This is a genomic window from Rhizobium sp. rho-13.1 (assembly GCF_007000305.1).
GTDB lineage: Bacteria > Pseudomonadota > Alphaproteobacteria > Rhizobiales > Rhizobiaceae > Rhizobium > Rhizobium rhododendri.
The window spans coordinates 1-20,844 of record NZ_SCFL01000002.1 but is presented as its reverse complement, the minus strand read 5'-3'; the positions used below and the strand labels follow the sequence as shown (position 1 = coordinate 20,844).

At 60.9% G+C, this 20,844-nt stretch carries 25 protein-coding genes and 1 tRNA gene; 9 read left to right on the top strand and 17 right to left on the bottom strand.

The window, feature by feature from the left end:
* Positions 1–81: 81 nt before the first annotated feature.
* From pheT to infC, 9 genes are all read right to left on the bottom strand, one after another.
* Positions 82–2,505, bottom strand: coding sequence for a phenylalanine--tRNA ligase subunit beta (pheT, locus tag EQW76_RS06555; protein ID WP_142823641.1), 2,424 nt, complete (start codon positions 2,503–2,505; stop codon positions 82–84).
* Positions 2,502–3,134: a 3'-5' exoribonuclease gene (locus EQW76_RS06550; protein WP_142823640.1), complete on the bottom strand. Its 633-nt coding sequence runs from the start codon at positions 3,132–3,134 to the stop codon at positions 2,502–2,504. Before EQW76_RS06550 ends, pheT begins: the two co-directional genes overlap by 4 nt.
* Positions 3,135–3,380, bottom strand: coding sequence for a DUF2442 domain-containing protein (locus tag EQW76_RS06545; RefSeq protein WP_142823639.1), 246 nt, complete (start codon positions 3,378–3,380; stop codon positions 3,135–3,137).
* 26 nt (positions 3,381–3,406) lie between these two features.
* Positions 3,407–3,532: a hypothetical protein gene (locus EQW76_RS30135; RefSeq protein ID WP_257625652.1), complete on the bottom strand. Its 126-nt coding sequence runs from the start codon at positions 3,530–3,532 to the stop codon at positions 3,407–3,409.
* A gap of 99 nt (positions 3,533–3,631) precedes the next feature.
* Complete coding sequence (gene pheS / locus EQW76_RS06535; RefSeq protein WP_142823638.1) at positions 3,632–4,714, bottom strand: phenylalanine--tRNA ligase subunit alpha; 1,083 nt, start codon at positions 4,712–4,714, stop codon at positions 3,632–3,634.
* Positions 4,711–5,577 (bottom strand): serine/threonine protein phosphatase, encoded by an 867-nt coding sequence (locus tag EQW76_RS06530; RefSeq protein WP_142823637.1) that lies wholly within the window; start codon positions 5,575–5,577, stop codon positions 4,711–4,713. Before EQW76_RS06530 ends, pheS begins: the two co-directional genes overlap by 4 nt.
* Positions 5,578–5,715: 138 nt before the next feature.
* Positions 5,716–6,120 carry a 50S ribosomal protein L20 gene (gene rplT, locus EQW76_RS06525; protein ID WP_111216103.1) on the bottom strand — a complete coding sequence of 135 codons (405 nt, stop codon included), beginning with the start codon at positions 6,118–6,120 and terminating at the stop codon, positions 5,716–5,718.
* A 35-nt stretch (positions 6,121–6,155) separates the two neighbouring features.
* Complete coding sequence (gene rpmI, locus EQW76_RS06520) at positions 6,156–6,359, bottom strand: 50S ribosomal protein L35 (RefSeq protein ID WP_111216101.1); 204 nt, start codon at positions 6,357–6,359, stop codon at positions 6,156–6,158.
* 306 nt (positions 6,360–6,665) lie between these two features.
* The gene (gene infC, locus EQW76_RS06515; RefSeq protein WP_202617140.1) at positions 6,666–7,202 is read right to left on the bottom strand and encodes a translation initiation factor IF-3; all 537 of its coding nucleotides are present in this window, start codon (positions 7,200–7,202) and stop codon (positions 6,666–6,668) included.
* A 177-nt stretch (positions 7,203–7,379) separates the two neighbouring features.
* On the opposite strand from infC, the gene EQW76_RS06510 reads away from it, so the two are divergent.
* The 3 genes from EQW76_RS06510 (at position 7,380) to EQW76_RS29320 (ending at position 9,554) form a co-directional block, all read left to right on the top strand.
* Positions 7,380–8,183: an alpha/beta hydrolase gene (locus tag EQW76_RS06510; protein ID WP_142823636.1), complete on the top strand. Its 804-nt coding sequence runs from the start codon at positions 7,380–7,382 to the stop codon at positions 8,181–8,183.
* Positions 8,184–8,336: 153 nt separating this feature from the next.
* A complete protein-coding gene (locus EQW76_RS06505) occupies positions 8,337–8,936 on the top strand; it encodes a transglutaminase-like cysteine peptidase (RefSeq protein WP_111216096.1) in 600 nt (199 codons plus the stop codon).
* A 234-nt stretch (positions 8,937–9,170) separates the two neighbouring features.
* Positions 9,171–9,554 (top strand): hypothetical protein, encoded by a 384-nt coding sequence (locus EQW76_RS29320; protein WP_202617122.1) that lies wholly within the window; start codon positions 9,171–9,173, stop codon positions 9,552–9,554.
* Between the two features lie 113 nt (positions 9,555–9,667).
* Here EQW76_RS29320 and mbfA read toward each other — a convergent pair whose 3' ends face one another.
* Complete coding sequence (gene mbfA / locus EQW76_RS06495) at positions 9,668–10,651, bottom strand: iron exporter MbfA (protein ID WP_142823635.1); 984 nt, start codon at positions 10,649–10,651, stop codon at positions 9,668–9,670.
* A 194-nt stretch (positions 10,652–10,845) separates the two neighbouring features.
* Here mbfA and EQW76_RS06490 point away from each other — a divergent pair, with 194 nt between their 5' ends.
* The gene (locus EQW76_RS06490; protein WP_142823634.1) at positions 10,846–11,316 is read left to right on the top strand and encodes a group III truncated hemoglobin; all 471 of its coding nucleotides are present in this window, start codon (positions 10,846–10,848) and stop codon (positions 11,314–11,316) included.
* Here the strand turns inward: EQW76_RS06490 and EQW76_RS06485 are convergent.
* The 4 genes from EQW76_RS06485 to EQW76_RS06470 form a co-directional block, all read right to left on the bottom strand.
* On the bottom strand, positions 11,313–12,194 hold the full coding sequence (locus EQW76_RS06485; RefSeq protein WP_224129483.1) for an EamA family transporter: 882 nt from the start codon (positions 12,192–12,194) through the stop codon (positions 11,313–11,315). The two genes, EQW76_RS06490 and EQW76_RS06485, sit on opposite strands and share 4 nt — an antisense overlap.
* A 116-nt stretch (positions 12,195–12,310) precedes the next feature.
* Entirely contained in the window at positions 12,311–13,336 is a 1,026-nt protein-coding gene (locus tag EQW76_RS06480) for a histone deacetylase family protein (protein ID WP_142823632.1), read from the bottom strand.
* Positions 13,337–13,390: 54 nt separating this feature from the next.
* A complete protein-coding gene (locus EQW76_RS06475; RefSeq protein WP_142823631.1) occupies positions 13,391–13,921 on the bottom strand; it encodes a GNAT family N-acetyltransferase in 531 nt (176 codons plus the stop codon).
* 19 nt (positions 13,922–13,940) lie between these two features.
* Positions 13,941–14,510 carry an XRE family transcriptional regulator gene (locus EQW76_RS06470; protein WP_142823630.1) on the bottom strand — a complete coding sequence of 190 codons (570 nt, stop codon included), beginning with the start codon at positions 14,508–14,510 and terminating at the stop codon, positions 13,941–13,943.
* Positions 14,511–14,668: 158 nt separating this feature from the next.
* Between EQW76_RS06470 and lepA the strand changes: the two genes are divergently transcribed.
* The 3 genes from lepA to EQW76_RS06455 all read left to right on the top strand — a co-directional run bounded on the left by lepA (position 14,669) and on the right by EQW76_RS06455 (position 17,720).
* The gene (lepA, locus tag EQW76_RS06465) at positions 14,669–16,504 is read left to right on the top strand and encodes a translation elongation factor 4 (protein ID WP_142823629.1); all 1,836 of its coding nucleotides are present in this window, start codon (positions 14,669–14,671) and stop codon (positions 16,502–16,504) included.
* 172 nt (positions 16,505–16,676) lie between these two features.
* Positions 16,677–17,303: a septation protein IspZ gene (locus tag EQW76_RS06460; RefSeq protein ID WP_142823628.1), complete on the top strand. Its 627-nt coding sequence runs from the start codon at positions 16,677–16,679 to the stop codon at positions 17,301–17,303.
* Between the two features lie 63 nt (positions 17,304–17,366).
* Positions 17,367–17,720, top strand: coding sequence for a SelT/SelW/SelH family protein (locus EQW76_RS06455; RefSeq protein WP_142823627.1), 354 nt, complete (start codon positions 17,367–17,369; stop codon positions 17,718–17,720).
* Here EQW76_RS06455 and EQW76_RS30215 read toward each other — a convergent pair.
* Positions 17,666–18,037, bottom strand: coding sequence for a BA14K family protein (locus EQW76_RS30215; RefSeq protein ID WP_224129485.1), 372 nt, complete (start codon positions 18,035–18,037; stop codon positions 17,666–17,668). The genes EQW76_RS06455 and EQW76_RS30215 overlap by 55 nt on opposite strands.
* 281 nt (positions 18,038–18,318) lie before the next feature.
* Between EQW76_RS30215 and EQW76_RS06445 the strand changes: the two genes are divergently transcribed.
* On the top strand, positions 18,319–19,740 hold the full coding sequence (locus tag EQW76_RS06445) for a phosphomannomutase (protein WP_202617139.1): 1,422 nt from the start codon (positions 18,319–18,321) through the stop codon (positions 19,738–19,740).
* A gap of 81 nt (positions 19,741–19,821) precedes the next feature.
* Positions 19,822–19,908, top strand: a tRNA-Leu gene (locus EQW76_RS06440).
* A gap of 119 nt (positions 19,909–20,027) precedes the next feature.
* Here the strand turns inward: EQW76_RS06440 and EQW76_RS06435 are convergent.
* On the bottom strand, positions 20,028–20,378 hold the full coding sequence (locus EQW76_RS06435) for a hypothetical protein (protein WP_142823625.1): 351 nt from the start codon (positions 20,376–20,378) through the stop codon (positions 20,028–20,030).
* Between the two features lie 246 nt (positions 20,379–20,624).
* Positions 20,625–20,844 (bottom strand): hypothetical protein (locus EQW76_RS29315; RefSeq protein WP_203452792.1); only part of this gene is annotated, 220 nt, incomplete at its 5' end.

The following is a 20,844-nucleotide window of genomic DNA, read 5'->3' as shown; positions in this document are numbered from 1 at the left end:
AAATATGATGCAATGCACCAAACGTGCCCTCACCCGCCGTCAGAACGTGCTGGCGGGTGAGGCGCTTGCGGGTTGACTGTATCAGCCGCGCAAGACGCCACCGGTCGTCTTGGTGACGTTGGCGACGATCTTCTGGGTCAGCGCGTCGAAATCCTGATCGGTCAACGTGCGCTCAGCCGGCTGAATCTGCACTTCGATGGCAACGGATTTCTTGCCATCGCCGAGCGAAGCCCCTTCGAACACGTCGAAGACGTTGACCGACGTTACCAGCTTGCGATCTGCGCCGGATGCCGCCCGGATGATCGCTCCAGCTTCCACCGTCTTGTCGACGACAAATGCGAAGTCACGCTTGACCACCTGCAAGGGCGAAAGCTCGAGCGCCGGCTTGGTCCGCGTTGGCTTGCGCTTCGGCTCGGGCATGACGTCGAGGAACACCTCGAAGCCACAGAGAGCGCCAGACACATCGAGTGCCTCCAGCGTCTTCGGATGGAACTCGCCGAAATAGCCGAGCACGACCTTTGGGCCCATCTTGATGGTACCTGAGCGACCCGGGTGATACCAATCCGGCCCGCCATGCTCGATCTGGATATTGCCCATCGGCAGCCCGCAAGCCTCGATGACGGCCAGGGCATCGGCCTTGGCATCGAACACATCGACCGGCTTGCCACCGCCCTTGGTGGCGTTGGACCAGAGGCGACCGGCGCCTGAAAGCGTCGCCGTGCCCCGGCGAATGCCGCCGGCGACACGCCGCTGGCCTTCCGGCCGGTCGTTCTCGTAGGTGCCGGAAACTTCGAACAGCGCGACGTCGCCGTAGCCCTTGTCGGCATTTCTCTGGGCAGCGCTCAGCAGGCCCGGCAGCAGCGACGGGCGCATATCGGACATATCGGCGGCGATAGGGTTCGCGAGCCTGAGGGTATCGGATCCGCCGCCGAACAGCTTAGCCTGGTCCGTCGAGATGAACGACCACATGACCGCTTCCAGCATGCCGCGCGAGGCCAGCGCACGCTTAGCGGTGCGGGTGCGAATCTGCAGCGTCGTCAGGATCTTGCCGTTGACGGCGGCATGGCTTTCGAGAGGCGTCGGCTTGATATTATCGACGCCGTGGATACGCATGACCTCTTCGACGAGATCAGCCTTGCCATCGACATCCGGGCGCCAGGAGGGGACGGCAACCGAGACGCGCTCGCCGGAGCCCGAGACCTTGAAGCCAAGGCGCGTCAGGATTTCGGTGCTCTCGGTGGTGGAGACCTCAAGCCCGGTCAGCCTCTTGATTTCGGCGAAGGGGAACTCGACGATCTTGGGCTCGTAGGGCGTGTAGCCGACGACATTGGCCTTGGCAGCAGTGCCGCCGCAGATCTCCAGCACCAGTTCCGTGGTGCGCTCGAGACCCGGCAGCATGTATTCGGGATCGACGCCGCGCTCGAAACGATAACGGGCATCGGTGATGATGCCGAGGCCGCGGCCGGACTTGGCGATGTTCATGGCATCCCACAGTGCGGATTCGATCAGCACGTCGGTGGTGTTCTCGTCGCAGCCCGAGTGCTCGCCGCCCATGATGCCACCGATGGACTCGATACCGTTGTCGTCAGCGATGACGACATTGTTGCCGGAAAGCTTGTATTCTCGGGTATCCAGCGCGAGGACGGATTCTCCGTCGCGGGCACGGCGCACGGTCAGGTCGCCCTTGACCTTGGCAGCGTCGAAAACGTGCATGGGACGGCCTTGGTCAAAGGTCATGTAATTGGTGATATCGACCAGCGCGCTGATCGGCCTGAGGCCGATCGCCATCAGCCGCTGCTGCATCCAGGCCGGGCTCGGGCCGTTCTTCACGCCACGCACCAGGCGGAGCGCGAAGCCGGGGCAAAGCCTGGGGTCATCGAGATCGAGCGTCACCTTGACCGGCGTTTCGCCCTCGATGGGGAACGCAGGCGCCGCGCGGGTCTTCAGCGTGCCGAGGCCGGAAGCGGCGAGATCGCGGGCAATGCCGTAGATCGAGGTGCAATCCGGCCGGTTCGGCGTCAGGTTGACGTCGATCATGGCATCGTCAAGGCCGGCGTAAGTGGCATAGCTCGAACCGACCGGTGCATCTGCTGCCAAGTCGATAATACCGTCATGATTGTCGGAAATCTGCAGCTCCTTCTCGGAGCACATCATGCCATGGCTTTCAACACCACGGATATTGCCAACCGTCAGCGTCACATCGATGCCGGGCACATAGGTACCGGCGGGGGCGAAGGCGCCGATCATCCCAGCCCGAGCATTCGGCGCGCCACAGACGACCTGCACGGGCTTGTCCGCGCCGGTATCGACCATCAGCACCTTCAGCCGGTCGGCCTGCGGATGCTTTTCAGCCGACAGCACCTTGGCGATAACGAACGGCTTGAACGCCGCCTTGTCATCGACAGCATCGACTTCAAGCCCGATCTCGGTCAGGCGCGTACAGATCTCATCAAGCGTCGCCTCGGTGTCGAGGTGATCTTTCAGCCAGGAGAGCGTGAATTTCATTGTTGCACCCTTATAAAATCGAGCGGGTTTTCTGGCAGACCCCGAGCCACATCAAATAGTTTCGAAAGGAGTGACGCATAACCGCGTGCGTCATCGATAGCCTTGTGGGTATGCGGATGATGACCAAGCAAGTCATCGGGAAATTTGTCTGCACCCGACTGAGGCTGAGTTTTGCCAAATACACCCAAAAGATAAGTCCCGATATCCAGTGGTCCCGCGTTAAAAACGCATTGGCCCCAATAGGGGACATCCAGCAGAAAACGGTCAGCAAATGTCCTCAAATAGTGGTCGATCCAGAGACCATCGAACATGAGCGGGCGCGCAGCGAATGCGCGCTCTCCGGCAAAGCCTTCAATCCATTCCACGAACCGCACCATAACAGCCGCTGGATCTTCTGGATCAGCAGTTGCCGCCTCCCATGCCTCCGGTTGCGTCCCCCACCAGGCCATGGTCCGCTCATCCGTTCCTCGATCCACGCGGGGCATCAGAACCGCCTCGAACTCACCGCACGCGACCCCATCAGAACGCAACGCAACTGTCGCGAAACTCAACATCGAATGACGCAAAGGATCCGGACCGTTCGTCTCGACGTCCGTGACGAAGTAATAGGTGGGCCGTTGTTCCGTCACTCAGGCCACCTTCTGCGGAGCCTTCGCCCCCGGTGCCTTGACGCCACGGAACATGCTCTGGACAGAGATGCCCTCGTCCACTTCCGGCCACCAGACGCCCTCATACATCAACTCGATATCGTTGAGCGCGGATTGATCGAGATCAAGAAGAAACGGATACCACCAGAGCGGAGCCGAAATGGTACGGCCGTCTGCCAACGTTACATGGACCTCATCCGCAGAGCACCAGGCTTTGATGGGGCGCATATCCTCGGTTTCAAACTCCAAAGAAGTCATTCGACGCACGCCTCGATCCATTGATCCCTGTGTTCTGCAATCGCCGCAAGAAGGCGGTCAACATCCCGCTCATTGTAACCAACATTCCGCGCAACCGCCACGCTTTCCAGCCAGACCTTCAACGACTTCCCCTACTTCACGACGTGAGTATGGGGAGGTTCGCCCATATCCAGCGCATAGAACCGGAACTCGTATCCATGCCAGACCAGCAGGGTTGGCATTTAAACGCTCAAGCCCCCAAACAGCGTCGGCATGTCGAGGGGGCGGAAGCCGTAGTGGGAGATCCAGCGGACGTCGGCGTTGAAGAAATCGCGCAGGTCCGGCATGCCGTATTTCAGCATGGCGATACGGTCGAGGCCCATACCCCAGGCAAAGCCCTGATATTCGTCCGGATCGAGCCCACCGTGGCGCAGCACGTTCGGATGGACCATGCCGCAGCCCAAAATCTCCATCCAGTCGGTGCCTTCGCCGAACTTGACGCTCGGGCCGGAGCGGTCGCACTGGATGTCGACCTCGAAGGACGGCTCGGTGAAGGGAAAGAAGGACGGGCGGAAGCGCATGGTGACGCTGTCGACCTCGAAGAAGGCCTTGCAGAACTCTTCCAGAACCCAGCGCATGTTGCCGACATTCGCCTTTTTGTCGACCACCAGGCCTTCGACCTGATGGAACATCGGCGAATGGGTGGCATCCGAGTCCTGGCGGTAGGTCTTGCCGGGAATGATGATGCGGATCGGCGGCTTCTGGGCTTCCATGGTGCGGATCTGCACCGGCGAGGTGTGGGTGCGCAGCACCTTCCGCTCGCCGTTCTCGTCCGGCTGGAAGAAGAACGTGTCATGCATTTCGCGGGCCGGGTGGCCTTCCGGGAAATTCAGCGCCGTGAAATTGTAGTGATCGGTCTCTACGTCGGGACCTTCGGCAATCGAGAAGCCCATGTCGCCGAAGATGGCCGTGATCTCGTCGACGATCTGGCTGATTGGATGGATTCGACCGCGCTCGGCCGGCGAGGAGCGCACCGGCAGGCTGACATCGACTGTCTCCGCCTTGAGCTTCTCCGTGATCGCGGCGTCCTTCAGCTCTGCCTTGCGGCTGACGATGGCCTCGGTCACAACGGTTTTCAACGCATTGATGGCGGCACCGCGCGTCTGGCGTTCCTCCGGCGACATTCCGCCCAGCGTCTTCAGCAGTTCCGAGACCGAGCCCTTCTTGCCGAGCGCTGAAAGCCGGACGGCTTCGATGGCCGCCTCGTCGGATGCGGCATGGACGTCGGAAAGCAGCTGCTGTTGCAATGTATCGAGTTCGGTCATGGTGTCCTGCCTTGCGGGCGTTCTTCGTGGGTCGTGCTGGAGCGACTATCGGACGGCACCGTCGCCAGATAGCTCGTGGCGACAATGAAGCGCCGCAGATCACTACCCATGCGGACGCGGCCAATCAACCGGGCAAAGGACAAAAAATGCCCGAGGAAGCCCGTCATGCGTCGCAATTCGGCAATCGCTGCCGCTGGCGCCCGCGCCGACCACGCGTTGTAGGCAGCGTCGAAGGTGTCGGTACCGCGCCGGGCCGTGCTGGCGATCTGCAGAAACAGCAGCCATATGTCGCGCGCCTGGGCAACCGGCAGCGGCATGACGCTTTGCGGCTCCTCCTCGAAATCCATGAAACCGAGCCTGTCGCCGGCAAAGAACATGTCGCGCGGGTAAGGCCTTCCATGGCAGAGACCGGCGGCATGGAGACGCCCAAGTTCCTCGGCGCAGGCAACCAGCAGCCCGTCGCGGACCGTATCGTCGTCCGACTTGCGCAGGCGCGCCTGCACCGTCTCGCCGACATGGGTCAGCACGATGGCGCTTCTGGAGGCATAGAGGATCTGGGGAGCGGCGATGCCGCTGGCAGCAAACAACCGGATGCGCCGCTGTTCGCGCTCTGCCATCTCTCGTGGTGTCAGATAGGGTGAGGGCCTGAGGTAATCGACGGGGATCAATCGTGAAACAAAAGCCTGCAGGTGACGCCACCATGTCGGCTTCTCCGTGCCGTAGCGCTTGATCCAGACAGTCCGCTGAGACAGGACGACCCGCTGAACGCGCTTCTTGCCAGAAACCAGCACCGCAAGCAGCGTCTCGATGTCGCTGGCGGTCAGATCCGGTAGAGAACGCAGGTAATCTTGCTGGTCTTCCACTTTGCGATCCTGTCTTGCGGGCCTGGCGCGCCGCTCAGAGACTGGGTTGATGAAAAAACGGGGTGACGAAAACGCGAAACCCGCGCCAGCTTGCCGGCGCGGGTTTCAAACCTGGAACACAAAGGGTTCGTCGCGCCGTTACTTAACGACCGCTTCGAATTCGTTCTTCGTGCCGGCATCCTTCAGATAGTCCAGCGCCTTCTTCGAGGCAGCAACCAGGGCGCCGAATGCTTCGACTTCATGGATCGCCATGTCAGACAGAACCTTGCGGTCGACTTCGATGCCAGCCTTGGTGAGGCCGTCGATGAAGCGGCCGTAGGTCAGGCCGTGCTCGCGGACGGCAGCGTTGATACGCTGGATCCAGAGGGCGCGGAAATTGCGCTTGTTTACCTTGCGGTCGCGGTAAGCGTACTGCTTGGAACGATCGACCGCTGCCTTGGCGGCGCGGATGGTGTTCTTGCGGCGGCCGTAGAAACCCTTGGCCTGCTTCAGAACCTTCTTATGCTTGGCGTGCGAGGTGACGCCTCTTTTGACACGTGCCATGTCATGATCTCCTTAATAATAGCGGGCGAAGGGTCTTAGCGACCGTTCGGCAAGTAATTCTTGATGACCTTGCGACCATCTGGCTCGGAAAGAACCATGGTGCCGCGTGCATCGCGAATGAACTTGTTGCTACGCTTGATCATGCCGTGGCGCTTGCCAGCAGCGGCGGCCTTCACTTTGCCGGTTGCGGTGATCTTGAACCGCTTCTTGGCAGAGGACTTCGTCTTCATCTTGGGCATTTTGCTACTCCTTCTATGCCCCCGGTCGCGCTCTTTTTGAAAAAGGCGCCTCTCGCAGGTCCGGCATGCCGGGCTTGCACAAAGTGCGGGTGGCTTGGTTGTTGAACTGCAGGTGCGGTGACGAACCGTTCTGCAAGCATTCTGAACTGCCACGGCATGCCCTGCCGGTCAGTTCGGACGGGGTCCTATAACCGCAGTCCCGCCAAAGTGCAACGGGGCCGCAGCTGAATCTTTCGAACGCAGCCCTGACAAAAGAAAAAGCCGCCCGGACGGACGGCTTCGACTTCCAGTGTGACGGTCCGCACCTTACTTCGGCGCGAGCACCATCATCATCTGGCGACCTTCGAGCTTCGGTTCGGCTTCGACCTTGGCAAACTCGATCGTGTCGACCTTGACCTGCTGCAACAGCTTCATGCCGAGTTCCTGGTGGGCCATTTCGCGGCCGCGGAACTTCAGGGTCACCTTGACCTTGTCGCCTTCATCGAAAAAGCGGCTCATGGCCTTCATCTTCACCTCGTAGTCATGGGTGTCGATGTTCGGACGCATCTTGATTTCTTTGATTTCGACGATCTTCTGCTTCTTGCGCGCTTCGGCCGCCTTCTTCTGGTTGGCGTATTTCAGCTTGCCGAGATCGAGAATCTTGCAGACGGGCGGCTCTGCGTTAGGGGAAATTTCCACTAGGTCGAGACCTGAGTCTTCCGCCATCTTCATTGCTTCGTCTGTGGGGACTATGCCCAGGTTTGCGCCGTCCGCTCCGATGAGCTGGACTTTCGGGATGCGAATTTCCCGGTTTGAACGCGGCCCGTCCTTAACGGGAGCGTCGGTTTTAAAAGGTCTGCGAATGGTCGTATTCTCCACGAATTGTTTAAAGTGTTTGCGGCCCCAAGCTCCCGTCGGCGCGGTTGGCGGCAATGTGCTCAAAGCGGCAGCGATGTCAATAGCACAGTGTATGGCAGAAATCACCTCCTGTCAGCCCGGAAGCGAATCTGTTTTAAAAGCGGCCAAACAGGAGCTCAGCCTATGTCCGAAACCGCAAATGCCCTTCCGCTCGAGACAATCACTGTCGGCAGCGGCGATGGTGCCCGTCCGATTGCCATGCGACTTCGCGAGACCTCGAACCCCGAAAAGCAAGCGACAATTCTCTGGCTGTCCGGCTATCGCTCCGACATGGGGGGCTCCAAGGCAGTCGAGGTCGATGCGCTGGCCGAGCGGCTGGGTCTTGGATGCATCCGGTTCGACTATTCCGGTCACGGCGTCTCGGGCGGCGAATTTCGCGATGGCACGATCTCGCGTTGGCTGGAGGAAACGCTGGCGGTTGTCGATCACGCCAATCCGCAACGCCTCGTGATCGTCGGCTCGTCTATGGGCGGCTGGATCGCGCTACGGCTGATCCAGGAGTTGCGCGCCCGGAAGAGCGCGCCAGATATCAAGGGCCTGGTGCTGATCGCCCCGGCACCGGACTTTACGATCGACCTGATCGAACCAAACCTGAAAGATGTCGAGCGCCAGGCTTTGGCGGAGAAAGGTTTTTTCGAGGAGCCGTCTGCCTACAGCCCTATCCCCAATATCTATACGCGGAAGCTGATCGAGGACGGCCGGGCGAACCAGGTGCTGTCAGGCATGATCGAGACTGGCTGCCCGGTCCACATCTTGCAGGGCATGCAGGACAAGGACGTACCCCACGCCCACGCGATGAAACTGGTGGAGCATCTGCCGGCCGACGATGTGGTGCTGACGCTCATCCGCGATGGCGACCATCGCCTCTCCCGCCCACAGGATCTGGAGAGGATGCTCGGTGTGATCGCGGCGTTCGCAACGGTTTAGAGGTCCTTGGCGGCCTTAAACCAACATCGATTTCTGTTGCATTTTAACCATGTTGCACGGTTCACCCTGTTAACGTTTAAGTAACGATTGACCATGCGGCCTCGCGTCCATTAACAATTTGTTAAGAATTAGGGACGGTACGAGGTTGCTGGCGTGGATTTCAAGGGCATCTTTCTAGCCTTAGTGGCGATATTTGCCATGTCGACATCGGCTATGCCGGCGTCCCAGAGTGGGCCTTCGATGGTTGTCGGCGGCACCACCTCGCAGCCAATCGGCCATTATGATTTCTGTCAGCGCTACCGCAGCGAATGCGGCCCCAATTCGGATCTGATGCCCGTCAAGATGACCGATGCAAACTGGGCAACGGTCAAGCAGGTCAATTTGCAGGTTAACACCACCATCATCCCGGCCACGGACATGGAAGTCTATGGCAAGGAAGAATACTGGGCCTATCCGGTCACCGCTGGCGATTGTGAAGACTTTGCACTGCTGAAGCGCCGTATCCTGATCCAGCGCGGCTTTTCTCCGTCCAACCTTCTCATGACCGTCGTCCGCAAGCCGGATGGCGAAGGTCACGCCATTCTGACGCTGCGCACCGCCCAGGGCGATTACGAGCTCGACAACCTCACCGATGAAGTGAAGATCTGGTACCAGACGCCTTATTCCTACATCAAACGCCAGGCGAGCTATAATGCAGGCCGCTGGGTGACGATCGAGAATGGCCGTGACGTACTGGTCGGCGCCTTGAAGTAAGGCGGGACTGCATCCGGAAGCCTGCGGATGCAGCGGCTCGACCGGAGCCGGGCAAGATATTTCGTCGCCATGACCCGTTTGTTCATACCGCCTCACAAACGCATCGAAGCATTCCGTGCACGCGGATGGAACTTCGGCGGGTCAGCTGCATTAGAACGTTCAGAAATACAAATTGCCTCGGCTGCGAATTGAAAACCTGTTTTCATTCCCGGATCCGAGTGTGGGGAGAAATAAATGAAAATCAGATCATTGCTGTTAACGGCCGTTATGGGTCTCGCGACCCTCACTCTTGCCGGTTGCGTGGAAGGCGGAGGCTACAGCGGCGCCTACGTCACCACCTATGACGCGCCTTATTACGGTGGAGGCTATTATGGTGGCTACCGTGACGGAGGCTACTATCGCGGTTACCCGGGCTACCGTCGCGACGGCGGATATCACAGGCGAGATTATGCGGATCGTCGCCGGGATAACGACAGGCCCCGCGGTCCAGGACGCGGTGACGGCAGGCCCGACGGCCCAAGAAGAGACTACAACCGCGACCGCCCCGACAACAACCAGATCATCGTGCCTAATCCAGACTCGCCGCGCGGCCCCATGTTCAGCCGCGGAGGAAACTGAGCCCGGCGCCCGCCGTCAGGTGATTTCCGAATACAAACATGGGACCGAAGCCGGATGGCTTCGGTCCCATTTTCATTGCTGGTTCAGGTAAGATCTGTCGGAGCGAAATATCGTCAGACATTGCCGATCAGAATACCTGCCGCCAGGACGAGACCGCCACCGAGGACGACCTGGAAAGCGGCACGCAGGAATGGCGTTTCCATGAACTTGTTCTGGATAAAGGCAATCGCCCAGAGCTCGAAGAAGACAACGACGCCAGCGGTGATAGTGGCCGTCCAGAAATCCGGGATAAGGTAGGGCAAGGCATGTCCGAGGCCACCGAGTGCCGTCATGATGCCGCAGGCCAGACCGCGCTTGATCGGCGAGCCACGACCAGAAATCTTGCCATCGTCATGGGCAGCCTCTGTGAAGCCCATCGAAATGCCGGCACCGACGGACGCTGAAAGGCCGACCAGGAATGTCTGCCAGGTGTCCTGGGTGGCGAACGCTGCGGCGAAGATCGGCGCCAGCGTCGAGACCGAGCCGTCCATGAGGCCTGCCAGGCCCGGCTGCACATAAGTGAGCACCATCTGCCGACGGGCATCGGCATTTTCGTTCTTCTTGACGTCCTCCGGCGTATGCTTCTCGCTCAGCATTGCGGCGACGTCTTCGTGGCCCTGCTCGGCCATGGCGAGATCGTCGAGCAGCTGACGCGTCCCGGCATCGGAGGTCTGCTTGGCCGCCTGGAGATAGAAGCGATATGCCTGGCCCTCCATCGTCTCGGCCTCCTGGCGCATGGCTTCCAGAGACAGCGTGTTGCGCAGCCAATCCGGCTTGCGCTCGTAGAAGCCCTGTACATGCTCGCGGCGAATAAGCGGAATGCGCTCGCCGAACCGCTTGCGATGCATCTCGATCAGCATCTTGCGGTGCGTGCTTTCGACTTCGGCCATGTCCTCGAAGACCTTGGCAGACGCGGGATACTTCGGCCTCAGGGTGTCGGCATAGGCGAGGTAGATGCGGGAATCGTCCTCTTCTGCCGCGATTGCCACGGCAAGGACTTCCTGCTCCGTCAGGGACTTGAACGGGCGCTTGGACGATCGGAACAGGCGGGTCAGCATGGGTGTCTCCACTTTAGAATTAATCTAAATCTAAAGTGCGATATGGCACGGGTCAAGATCTTGGCAAGGGCAATCGTGCAATTTGAGCAAAGCTGCCGGGCATGGCCTTCTGTATCCTCTGCAACGCGGCTATACCGGCTGTTCTTACGCGGCCTCCATGGCTGCAGGAGCGGCTGCGGCAGGAGCGAAACCGAATGACCAACGAGTTGCAGGGCCGCGCCGCCCAGATCGCCGCGATGCGCGAGCGTGCCGAGGCGGACATGCTTCGCATCGGCATCGATGCCGCATTCATAGACAAGTTGGTCGAAGAGTTTTACCAACGGATCCAGGTGAACTCGCGACTTGGGCCTGTCTTCGAGGCGCGGCTTTCCGGTCGCTGGCCGGAGCATATGGAAAAGATGAAGCGCTTCTGGTCGTCGATCCCCTTGAAGACCGGCGCCTATGGCGGCAAGCCCGTGCAGGCGCATGCATCGGTGGAGGGGCTGGTGCCGGAGATGTTTCCGGAATGGCTGGGGCTATTTGCTGCGACGCTCGAGGATATCGCGCCGACGCCAGAGGCCCGTGACTGGTTCATGACAACGGCCGAGCGGATCGCCAAGAGCATGTTCCTGGCGCTTTTCTACAGTTCGGCCAACGACGCCCCGGCCGGTCCTCCTCCAGCCTAGGGCGCGAGAGTGGCGCCTACGCTGGCTGCGACGACAAAGGCCGTGCCTAGCATCTGCAGCAGTGTCATCGGCTGAGACAGCACCAGGAAGCCTGCGAGCGCGCCGAGCGCTGGCTCCAGGCTCATCAGGATGCCGAAGGAGGCTGTCGGCATGCGCCGCAGCGCCACCATTTCCAACGCGTAGGGCAACAGCGGCACGAGGATGGCGAGGCCGAGCATTTCGCCCAGACCTTCCCAGGAGAGAGCCCCGATCGAGGCCGGCAGGCCGAAGGGCGTGGCCAGCAGGGCCGCCACCATGAGCGACATTGCCAGACCCTCGAAACCCTTGAAGGCGGCACCGACTTTCTTTGTGAGGATAATGTAGATCGCCCATCCGACGGCCGAGGCGAGCGCGAACATGACGCCCGGCAGGTTGCCCACCCAGCCCTGTCCGTCGCGCGCCAGAAACAACACGCCGATGCCCGCCACCAGCGGCCAGGCCAGCCGCCAGCCGATGCCATAACCGAAAGCTGCCACGGAAAGCGGCCCCAGGAAGTCGATCGCCACGAGCAGCCCGAGCGGGATGCGCTGGACTGCCGCAAAGAACGACATCGTCATACAGGCCGTTACCGTGCCCAGCAACAAGGCGCCCAACCATTGCCGGCGGCTGTAGCGAGAGATCGGAGGGCGGACGATGGCGACAAGAATAAGGGCTGCGAAGCCAAGCCGCAGCCAGCTGGCGCCGGCTGCCCCATAGAGCCCGATGGCCGGCGACGAAAAAGCCGCGCCGAACTGGATCGACGTCATCGACAGCAGGCACATCAGCGCGCCTGCGGCCATGCCGCCCTGCGGCGCCTTGTCCGGTACGGGCATCAACGGCGCACCGCCATCGCTTCCCATCGTCGCTGCGTTCTGATCCATGCCACTCCCCCTTTGCCACCGCTCCTAGCGGGCGGCGGGCATGGCGGCAAACGCCAAATTGTCATGCTGACATCAGGAAAACCGATGGCTACGGATCAGGCTTCCAGGCCCATCAGAACATTGGCGACGTTGAGGCCGATTTCCGGAACGCCGTAGCCGCCCTCCATGCAGGTGATCACCGGCAGGCCGGCCGCCGCGATCATCGCTCCCATGCGGCTGAAGTCCTCGGAGGTCAGCCTGAAGAAGGAGATCGGGTCGCGCTCGAACGTATCGACGCCGAGCGACAGAACGATCGCCTCTGCACCTGACGCCTTGATGCGGGCGAGCGCATCGGCGAGCGCTGCAGACCAGGCCTGCCAGGCAGTGTCGCGCGGCAGCGGATAATTGGCGTTGCACCCTTCGCCAGCGCCTGCCCCGATTTCGTCGGCGTAACCCCAGAAATAGGGGAACGCATTGGCCGGCTCGCCGTGCAGCGAAGCAAAGAAGATATCGCTGCGCTGGTAGGTGATGTCCTGCGTGCCGTTGCCGTGGTGAAAATCGACGTCGAGGATGGCGACCTTTTTCGCGCCATGCTCGATCAGCCGCTCGGCGGCGACGGCGGCATTGTTGATGAAGCAATAGCCGCCGAAAAGATCGATACCGGCATGATGACCGGGCGGGCGGCAGAGCGCGAAGGCAAAGCGGTTACCGGCATTCAGCCAGTCCGCGCCATCGAGGGCGCAACGCATGGCGGAAAGCGCGGCCTCATAGGTACCATCGGTGATGGAGGTCTCGGTAGCGTTGGCATAGTAGCCGAGCATTCCGTCGATATCGTTGGGAATGCGCTGGGTGGAGCGGCGCACCGGCAGCGAGGTCGCGATCGCCTCGCCTTCCGCCCCACTTGCCTTCCACAGGCGCCAGACCTTCGACAGAAAATCGAGGTAGCCGGCATCATGGACCTTTAACGCGGTCTCAAGTCCCTGCGGACGCGGCGATACCACGTCGGAAAAACCGGCCTCCCGCACCGCCGCGAGGATCCACTCAGCGCGGAACGGCCCCTCGAACGGGGTCACCAGCAAGCCGCCATGGAGTTCCGTCTTTGCATCGCGCAGCTTGTGGTCTTCGGAATAGAAAATGCGCATTGGAGGTCCCCAATTGTCGTCCGGGAGGATAGAACGGGGACGAGGCCACCGCTGTCAAGCAGCAGGAAGCCCTATCCGCTTGTAGAACAGCGTTACATCGCCGAGGCCACCCTGGGGCCAGGCGGCATAGTCCGGAATGATGCCGACCCTGTTCCATCCGAGGCGGGGGTAGATGGCTTCTGCCGGGCTGCCGGTTGCGGTATCGAGCACCAGCAGGCTCTTGCCATGCCGTGCCGCCTCCTGCTCGGCGGCTTCCGTGAGCAGCCGGGACACGCCCTTGCCCCGCGCCGAGCGGTGGACGAGCAGCTTCTTGAGGTCGCCGCGATGGCTCTGGTTTGGCATGCTGGCAAAGCCGATCTGCACCGTACCGACCATCTCACCATTGATCTCGGCGACAAACAGAAGCGTCTTGCCGGATGCCACGTCATCGGCGACGCCAGCCCAGAAGGGCAGCGCATCCGAGACGCCGAAGGGGTGCATGAAACCGAGGGAGGCGCCGTCTTCGACGCAATCCACCAGGATTTCGGCAAGCTGCTGCCCTGCACTGCGAGCCTGGTCGGCATCGAGCATGCGGATATCGATCATTGTTTTCTCCAGATGTTGGTCATCGGCCGCTCTGGTCGAGCACGATGCAATAGCGCGCGGGGCGTTCGGTCGGATTGTGAAAGACGTGGCCCTCGCCAATGGGCATGAACAGGCAATCGCCAGCCTGTAGCGGCTGGACACAATCGGCGGTAATCACCTCCATCTCGCCCTCGAACAGCCATACGTGCTGAGTGATGCCACGGCCGGCAGCATGCGGTGGAAAACTGACGCGGGCGCCGGGCGGAAACGAAATCTCGACGATTTCGACGGGCGAAGCGGTGCGCGCCGGCGAGACTGCGCGCCTGACATAGCCCGTCTCCGGATCCCGCCAGACCGGCTGCTCCTCGCGCCTCGCCAAGGGCGACGCGGCCCTGCCCTCGTCGGCAAAAAAGGCGGAAAGAGACAGACCGAGAGCCGCGCAAAGGCGCGCCAGCAGCGACGCGGTCGGGCTCGCCTCGGCGCGCTCGATCCGCGAGATCATGGCACGGCTGACGCCCGAGGACCGGGCCAACTCATCCAGCGTCAGCGCCTTATCGATTCGCAACTGTCGGATCCGGGCGCCAACTGCAATGTCGAGCTCCTGTTCCATGACACCCTCTTTTTCTACTATTAGGGAATATATTATTCATATAATGGAATCGACCCCTGTCAAGCTTAGAGATTTACCGCCTCGGGTGCTTTGCAAATTGCCGCAAAGCCCTGCACTGCACCCGTTTTCCGCTTTGCGGCTGAGGACGGCGCTGCTATATGGCGCGCATGAGCACCGATCCGAACCGCATCCCACTCGACCATATCCGCAACTTTTCCATTGTCGCCCATATCGACCATGGCAAATCGACGCTTGCCGACCGGCTGATCCAGTCGACGGGCGGCCTTGCCGAACGCGACATGTCGGAGCAGGTGCTCGACAGCATGGACATCGAGCGCGAACGCGGCATCACCATCAAGGCTCAGACCGTGCGCCTGCACTACCAGGCCAACAACGGCGAAAAATACGTCCTCAACCTGATCGACACACCCGGGCACGTCGACTTCGCCTACGAAGTGTCGCGCTCGCTGTCGGCCTGCGAAGGATCGCTGCTGGTGGTCGACGCGTCACAGGGAGTCGAGGCGCAGACCCTTGCCAACGTCTACCAGGCCATCGACAACAACCACGAGATCGTCACCGTTCTCAACAAGATCGACCTGCCGGCCGCAGAACCCGACCGCATCCGCGAGCAGATCGAGGAAGTCATCGGCATCGACGCCAGCCAGGCCGTGCTGATTTCGGCCAAGACCGGCTTCGGCATCCCCGAGGTTCTGGAAGCCATCGTCCACCAGCTGCCGGCGCCGAAAAGCGAGATGGGCGAAAAAGGCCCGCTGAAGGCGCTCTTGGTCGACAGCTGGTACGACACCTATCTCGGGGTCATGGTTCTGGTGCGTATCCTCGACGGCGTGCTGACCAAGGGCCAGACCATCCGCATGATGGGCACCGACGCAAAATACCAGGTCGAACGCGTCGGCGTGCTGACGCCGAAGATGCTGGCGGTCGACAGCCTCGGCCCGGGCGAGATCGGCTTCTTCACCGGCTCGATCAAGGAAGTGGCAGACACCCGCGTCGGCGACACCATAACCGAAGACAAGAAGCCGACGGCCAAGGCGCTGCCAGGCTTCAAACCGGCCCAGCCGGTCGTCTTCTGCGGGTTGTTCCCCGTCGATGCGGCCGACTTCGAGGATCTGCGCGCTGCCATGGGCAAGCTGCGCCTCAACGACGCCTCGTTCTCGTTCGAAATGGAATCGTCCGCAGCTCTCGGCTTCGGTTTCCGATGCGGCTTCCTCGGGTTGCTGCATCTCGAAATCATCCAGGAACGCCTCGAGCGCGAGTTCGATCTCGACCTGATCGCGACGGCACCGTCGGTGGTCTACAAGCTCAACATGACCGACGGCAGCGAGCGCGAGCTGCACAATCCGGCCGACATGCCGGATGTCGTGCGCATCTCGGAAATCCACGAGCCTTGGATCAAGGCAACCATCCTTACCCCGGACGATTATCTCGGCGGCATCCTCAAGCTCTGCCAGGATCGCCGTGGCGTCCAGACCGAGCTTACCTATGTCGGCAAGCGCGCCATGCTGACCTACGAGCTGCCGCTCAACGAAGTCGTGTTCGACTTCTACGACCGGCTGAAATCGATTTCCAAGGGCTATGCCTCCTTCGACTACCATCTCGACGGCTACAAGGAAGGCAACCTTGTGAAAATGTCGATCATGGTCAACGGCGAGCCGGTCGACGCGCTGTCGATGCTGGTACACCGGACCGCCGCCGAAAAGCGCGGTCGCGACATGTGCGAAAAGCTGAAGGACCTGATCCCGCGGCACATGTTCAAGATTCCGATCCAGGCGGCCATCGGCGGCAACGTCATCGCCCGCGAGACGATCTCGGCAATGCGCAAGGACGTGACCGCCAAGTGCTACGGCGGCGACGCCTCCCGCAAGCGCAAGCTGCTTGACAAGCAGAAGGCTGGCAAGAAGCGTATGCGCCAGTTCGGCAAGGTCGACATTCCACAGGAAGCGTTTATTGCGGCGCTGAAGATGAGCGACGAGTGAGGGGAAGCCCTTTCAAGGCATATGATTGAGGGCGCCGAGGCGCCCTTTTTGCTGTCTGGTTTGCGGCAAACGTGCGCTTCGGCTCAAGCTTGATCCATTGCCTAACCTCCCGGCTTGCTGCAATACGCGATTGGCTCTATGCCTTCGCATAGCGATCGCTGGGCCAGTCCTTATGAAGTCCTTTCTGAAAACCATAGGATTGATGGCCAACGACCTCGGCGCGAGCCTGCTTTTTGTCATCCTCTTCTCTTTAACGCAGAACGCAGTGCTGTCGGCTTGTCTCGGCATGCTGTTCGGTGCCTGCCAAATTGCTGTCCAGGTCTCAAGGAGGAAGCCTGTCGACAGCATGCAGTGGCTAAGCCTGTTTCTGGTTTTCGCTTCCGGTACGGCAACGATGGTGACGGACGATCCCCGTTTCGTGCTCTTCAAGCCGAGCGTGATTTATGTGATTGTCGGTGCCGCGATGCTGAAGCCCGGATGGATCAATCGCTACCTGCCTGCGATTGCCCGCGCCGTTTCGGCCGATATCGGCATCGCGCTCGGCTTCGTGTGGTCAGGCCTTATGTTCACCACCGCAGCGCTCAATGCGTACCTCGCGCTCAGCACTGAAATCAAAACCTGGGCACTGACGATGGCGATCTTTACCATCTCCAGCAAAGTGCTTCTCGTCTTGGCGGGGTTTGCCGCGATACGCCTGGTAACGCAAAGCCGACTGCGCGCCATGCCAGCCAAGCAGCGCGAGTCCCTGCTGGTGACGACCGGATGGAACACTAAGTCACCAGTGCCCGCTTCGCGATAAACGTTTAGCCGTTGTGACATGGGGCCCACGTCCCTAGACTGCGGGTCGCACAGGAGAACCGACATGACCGCAAAACCCCGCATCAGCATCCTCTACTGCACCCAGTGCAACTGGCTGCTGCGCGCCGCGTGGATGGCGCAGGAACTGCTCCAAACATTTGGCGACAGTCTCGGCGAGGTGGCCCTCCTGCCCGGCACCGGCGGCAATTTCGAGATCCGGGTGGACGGTGAGCTGATCTGGGAACGCAAGCGCGACGGTGGTTTTCCGGGCCCGAAGGAATTGAAGCAGCGGGTCCGCGACATCATCGAACCCGAGCGCGATCTCGGCCACACCGACCGGGAGCGCAGCGAGAGCTGGAGCGATCAGCGGCGCTCCGGCAGGACGCAGCGCACCGGCCTTCCGCCCGGCGCCTTGTAGCTGTCGGTCAACGGGTCGTAGGAGCGGTAACGGTTCATGCAGCTTTGGCGGTGAAAGCTCGGATCGGCGGCAGGCACCCGGACCTGCGGCGGCAGCCTCGGGGGCTGGGGTCGGAAGATAAAGCGAGGCGGCCGTGCGCCGGGACTATAATATCGGGGTCCGGTCTGGCCGAGCGGACGATAGTTTGGCCGCTGATAGCTCTGGCGCGGCCCGAATGTGAAACAACCGCGCGTATCGCACACCGTCGAGATCTCGATCAAAGCCGCCGAAGGCTCTATCTTGGCGACGGCTGTGAGAGGCAAGGCTTGAGCTGACATTGCAGTCAGCGAAGCCATGGCTACCACAGCCATCGGAACGAGGTTACGAAACCGTGCGGCACCACCTCCCCTTGGAGCGCCGGGGCTCCTTGCGGTAAATTTCATCATTTCCCGTGCCGCTTTCTTTCGCGCGTCATATGGTAGGCTATATAGGACACCATCATGTCCTGCCCAAGTGCGCAGGGCCAAACCTGGTGCGTCCGACCGTTTGCGTCGGTTGATCGATCTTCGGTCCTGCGCCATAAAGCCTTATCAATGTCGGGAGTTATCGCGTGAGCAGTCTGAAATTTGGAACGAGCGGCCTTCGCGGCCTTTCTGTCGATCTCGAAGGCCGCGCCTCGGCTCTCTATTCAACGGCGTTTGCCCGTCATCTCCTGAAGAGCGGCCATGCCAAGCCTGGTGACCCCGTTCTCGTCGGTCGTGATTTCCGCGAGTCGAGCCCATCAGTTGCTGCGACCTGCATCGGGGCGCTGGGGCGCGCGGGCCTCGTACCGATCGATTGCGGCGCCATCGCCACGCCAGCGCTGGCACTCTATGGCCTGGAACTCGGAGCCGCCAGCCTGATGGTGACCGGCTCTCATATTCCGGCTGATCGCAACGGCATCAAATTCTACCGCCCGGATGGCGAAATCGACAAGCAGGACGAAGAAGCCATCACAGCGGAAGCGGCCGCCATCGGCGACAGCGCCATCGACGCCTCGCCTGCCAGCGCGGAGAAGCGCGGCGAGCAGGCTGAGGCACAGTTCTTGAGCCGCAACGCAGCACTCCTGCCGGCAGGCAGCCTTGTGGGCTTGACCGTCGGCGTCTACGAGCACAGCACGGTCGCCCGCGACCTGCTGGGGCAAGTCCTGGATCATTACGGCGCCCGCGTCGTGCCGCTCGGTCGCTCCGACAGCTTCATCCCGGTCGATACCGAAGCCGTTTCTGCCCAGACCGTCGAACTGCTCCGCGGATGGACGAACGAACACCGGCTCGATGCCATCGTCTCCGCCGATGGCGACGGCGACAGGCCACTGGTCTCGGACGAACACGGCGAGCCGCTGCGCGGCGACCTTCTCGGTCTCATCGCCGCCAATTTCCTCGGTGCCGGTGTGCTCGTTACGCCTGTCACCTCTAATTCCGGTGTCGAGACCGCCGGCCGCTACAGCGTTACCCGCACCCGCGTTGGCTCGCCCTATGTGATCGCTGGCATGAACGCCGCGCTGGCGGACGGCCGGCCGGGCGTCATGGGTTTCGAGGCCAATGGCGGCACGTTGACGGCAAGCGCCTTTACCGTCAACGGCACGACCATCCAGCCCCTGCCGACGCGCGATAGTTTTCTGCCGATCCTTGCCACGCTCCATGCGGCAGCGGCTTCGAAGAAGACCCTGTCTCAGGTCGCCGCCGGCTACAGCCTGCCCTTTGCCGCAGCCGACCGGCTGGAGAATTTCGCACTAGAGACCAGCGGCGCGCTGATGGCGCATCTGCGCGCCTCGGAAAGCAATCTGGCTGCGTTTCTGGCACCTGTTGGATCGGTGGCCTCAACGAGCGACATAGACGGCCTGCAGGTCATGCTGGAGGACGGCCGGATGATCCATTTCCGTCCCTCGGGCAATGCCCCGGAAATGCGCTGCTATGTCGAGGCGGCCAGCGAAAACGAGGCAAAGTCGCTTTTGGTCCAAGGACTTGATCTGGTCCGCGCCTTCGCCCGAACAGCGCAATAAGTCGCTTTTTCGGGGAATGACATCAAAACTTCAAAAACGTTGTTGACAGCAGCGGACGACCCCCTTACATGCCTGACCGTCGCCCAGATGGCGGAATTGGTAGACGCGCCAGCTTCAGGTGCTGGTACCCGAAAGGGTGTGGAGGTTCGAGTCCTCTTCTGGGCACCATTCCATTTTTGATCTCTGCCAGATCAACAGCTTAGCTTTCATAGTAATTGTTAGCGGACGCCCCTTCGGGGGTGTCTTTTGCTGTCGTTACGCTGTGCGAAAACTCGGTGTCGGACAGGTCAGCGATTACGATTGTTATATTGCCAGTAGCTGTAGTTGGGTGGGCGGGTGCTTTCGGAAATGACGCCGTTCTGGTCGCAGAAGTAGACCAGGCGCGGGTAGTCGCGGTAGAAGCTGCGATAGCCGAAATCGAGGTCGGCCAAGCGCGTCCAGCACTTAAACTTTTCCTGAAATGCCTGTGGTGCCGTGACGCCTGGCAAATCCTTGTAGGGATAGATCGGCTTATTCCATGTGAGTTTGCCCTCACCTTCGGCAAAGCCGTTGTAGGGTGTCAGGGCAAGCAGCGTGGCTCCGACCAGAGCAACTCTCATTATCCACATGAACGCCAACCCTTCTGCTGGGCGGAGCATTGCGCAACACCCCGTGCTATCCGCATATAGTCATTACAGGAACCGAGGGAAAGCCTGAGCGGCTTGCAAAAGGCAGCGCGGCCTCATCACATCTTGCTGAAACCGATGTCCCAACGTAACAGCCTGTCACAAATGGCGATCCCGGACGCGCTTGAACTCGCTCGGACGACATGGCATTAGTTAGAGCGGGAACAAAGTTGCGATCGCTGTACTGCATCTGTCCAATCTTTTCCGGTTTTATGACGTTTAAGTCGTGCTGATCTGTCGGGAGTTGAGTGAATGCTTGAACGGGTCGAGCGAAAGGATGCCTGTCGCGGGATTGACAGGGCAGTACCCGCGTCTCCGCTCCTCATTTACGTTATCAATCTGGATCGCTGCATCGAGCGCTGGGATCGCCTCCGCACCCAGGCCGTCCAGCATGGCCTGAACCTCGTTCGGGTCGCAGCCGTAGACGGCCAATCTGTGC

Excerpts from the sequence above, each read along its gene's own strand:
- lepA (WP_142823629.1), top strand. The coding sequence starts at position 14,669 with ATGGCGCGCATGAGCACCGATCCGAACCGCATCCCACTCGACCATATC.
- EQW76_RS06435 (WP_142823625.1), bottom strand. The coding sequence starts at position 20,378 with ATGCTCCGCCCAGCAGAAGGGTTGGCGTTCATGTGGATAATGAGAGTT.
- EQW76_RS06490 (WP_142823634.1), top strand. The coding sequence starts at position 10,846 with ATGACCAACGAGTTGCAGGGCCGCGCCGCCCAGATCGCCGCGATGCGC.
- pheT (WP_142823641.1), bottom strand. The coding sequence starts at position 2,505 with ATGAAATTCACGCTCTCCTGGCTGAAAGATCACCTCGACACCGAGGCG.
- EQW76_RS06455 (WP_142823627.1), top strand. The coding sequence starts at position 17,367 with ATGACCGCAAAACCCCGCATCAGCATCCTCTACTGCACCCAGTGCAAC.
- EQW76_RS06510 (WP_142823636.1), top strand. The coding sequence starts at position 7,380 with ATGTCCGAAACCGCAAATGCCCTTCCGCTCGAGACAATCACTGTCGGC.
- EQW76_RS06545 (WP_142823639.1), bottom strand. The coding sequence starts at position 3,380 with ATGCGCCCCATCAAAGCCTGGTGCTCTGCGGATGAGGTCCATGTAACG.
- EQW76_RS30215 (WP_224129485.1), bottom strand. The coding sequence starts at position 18,037 with ATGTCAGCTCAAGCCTTGCCTCTCACAGCCGTCGCCAAGATAGAGCCT.
- EQW76_RS29320 (WP_202617122.1), top strand. The coding sequence starts at position 9,171 with ATGAAAATCAGATCATTGCTGTTAACGGCCGTTATGGGTCTCGCGACC.
- EQW76_RS06470 (WP_142823630.1), bottom strand. The coding sequence starts at position 14,510 with ATGGAACAGGAGCTCGACATTGCAGTTGGCGCCCGGATCCGACAGTTG.
- rpmI (WP_111216101.1), bottom strand. The coding sequence starts at position 6,359 with ATGCCCAAGATGAAGACGAAGTCCTCTGCCAAGAAGCGGTTCAAGATC.
- EQW76_RS06460 (WP_142823628.1), top strand. The coding sequence starts at position 16,677 with ATGAAGTCCTTTCTGAAAACCATAGGATTGATGGCCAACGACCTCGGC.
- rplT (WP_111216103.1), bottom strand. The coding sequence starts at position 6,120 with ATGGCACGTGTCAAAAGAGGCGTCACCTCGCACGCCAAGCATAAGAAG.
- mbfA (WP_142823635.1), bottom strand. The coding sequence starts at position 10,651 with ATGCTGACCCGCCTGTTCCGATCGTCCAAGCGCCCGTTCAAGTCCCTG.
- EQW76_RS06485 (WP_224129483.1), bottom strand. The coding sequence starts at position 12,194 with ATGGGAAGCGATGGCGGTGCGCCGTTGATGCCCGTACCGGACAAGGCG.
- pheS (WP_142823638.1), bottom strand. The coding sequence starts at position 4,714 with ATGACCGAACTCGATACATTGCAACAGCAGCTGCTTTCCGACGTCCAT.
- EQW76_RS06475 (WP_142823631.1), bottom strand. The coding sequence starts at position 13,921 with ATGATCGATATCCGCATGCTCGATGCCGACCAGGCTCGCAGTGCAGGG.
- EQW76_RS06480 (WP_142823632.1), bottom strand. The coding sequence starts at position 13,336 with ATGCGCATTTTCTATTCCGAAGACCACAAGCTGCGCGATGCAAAGACG.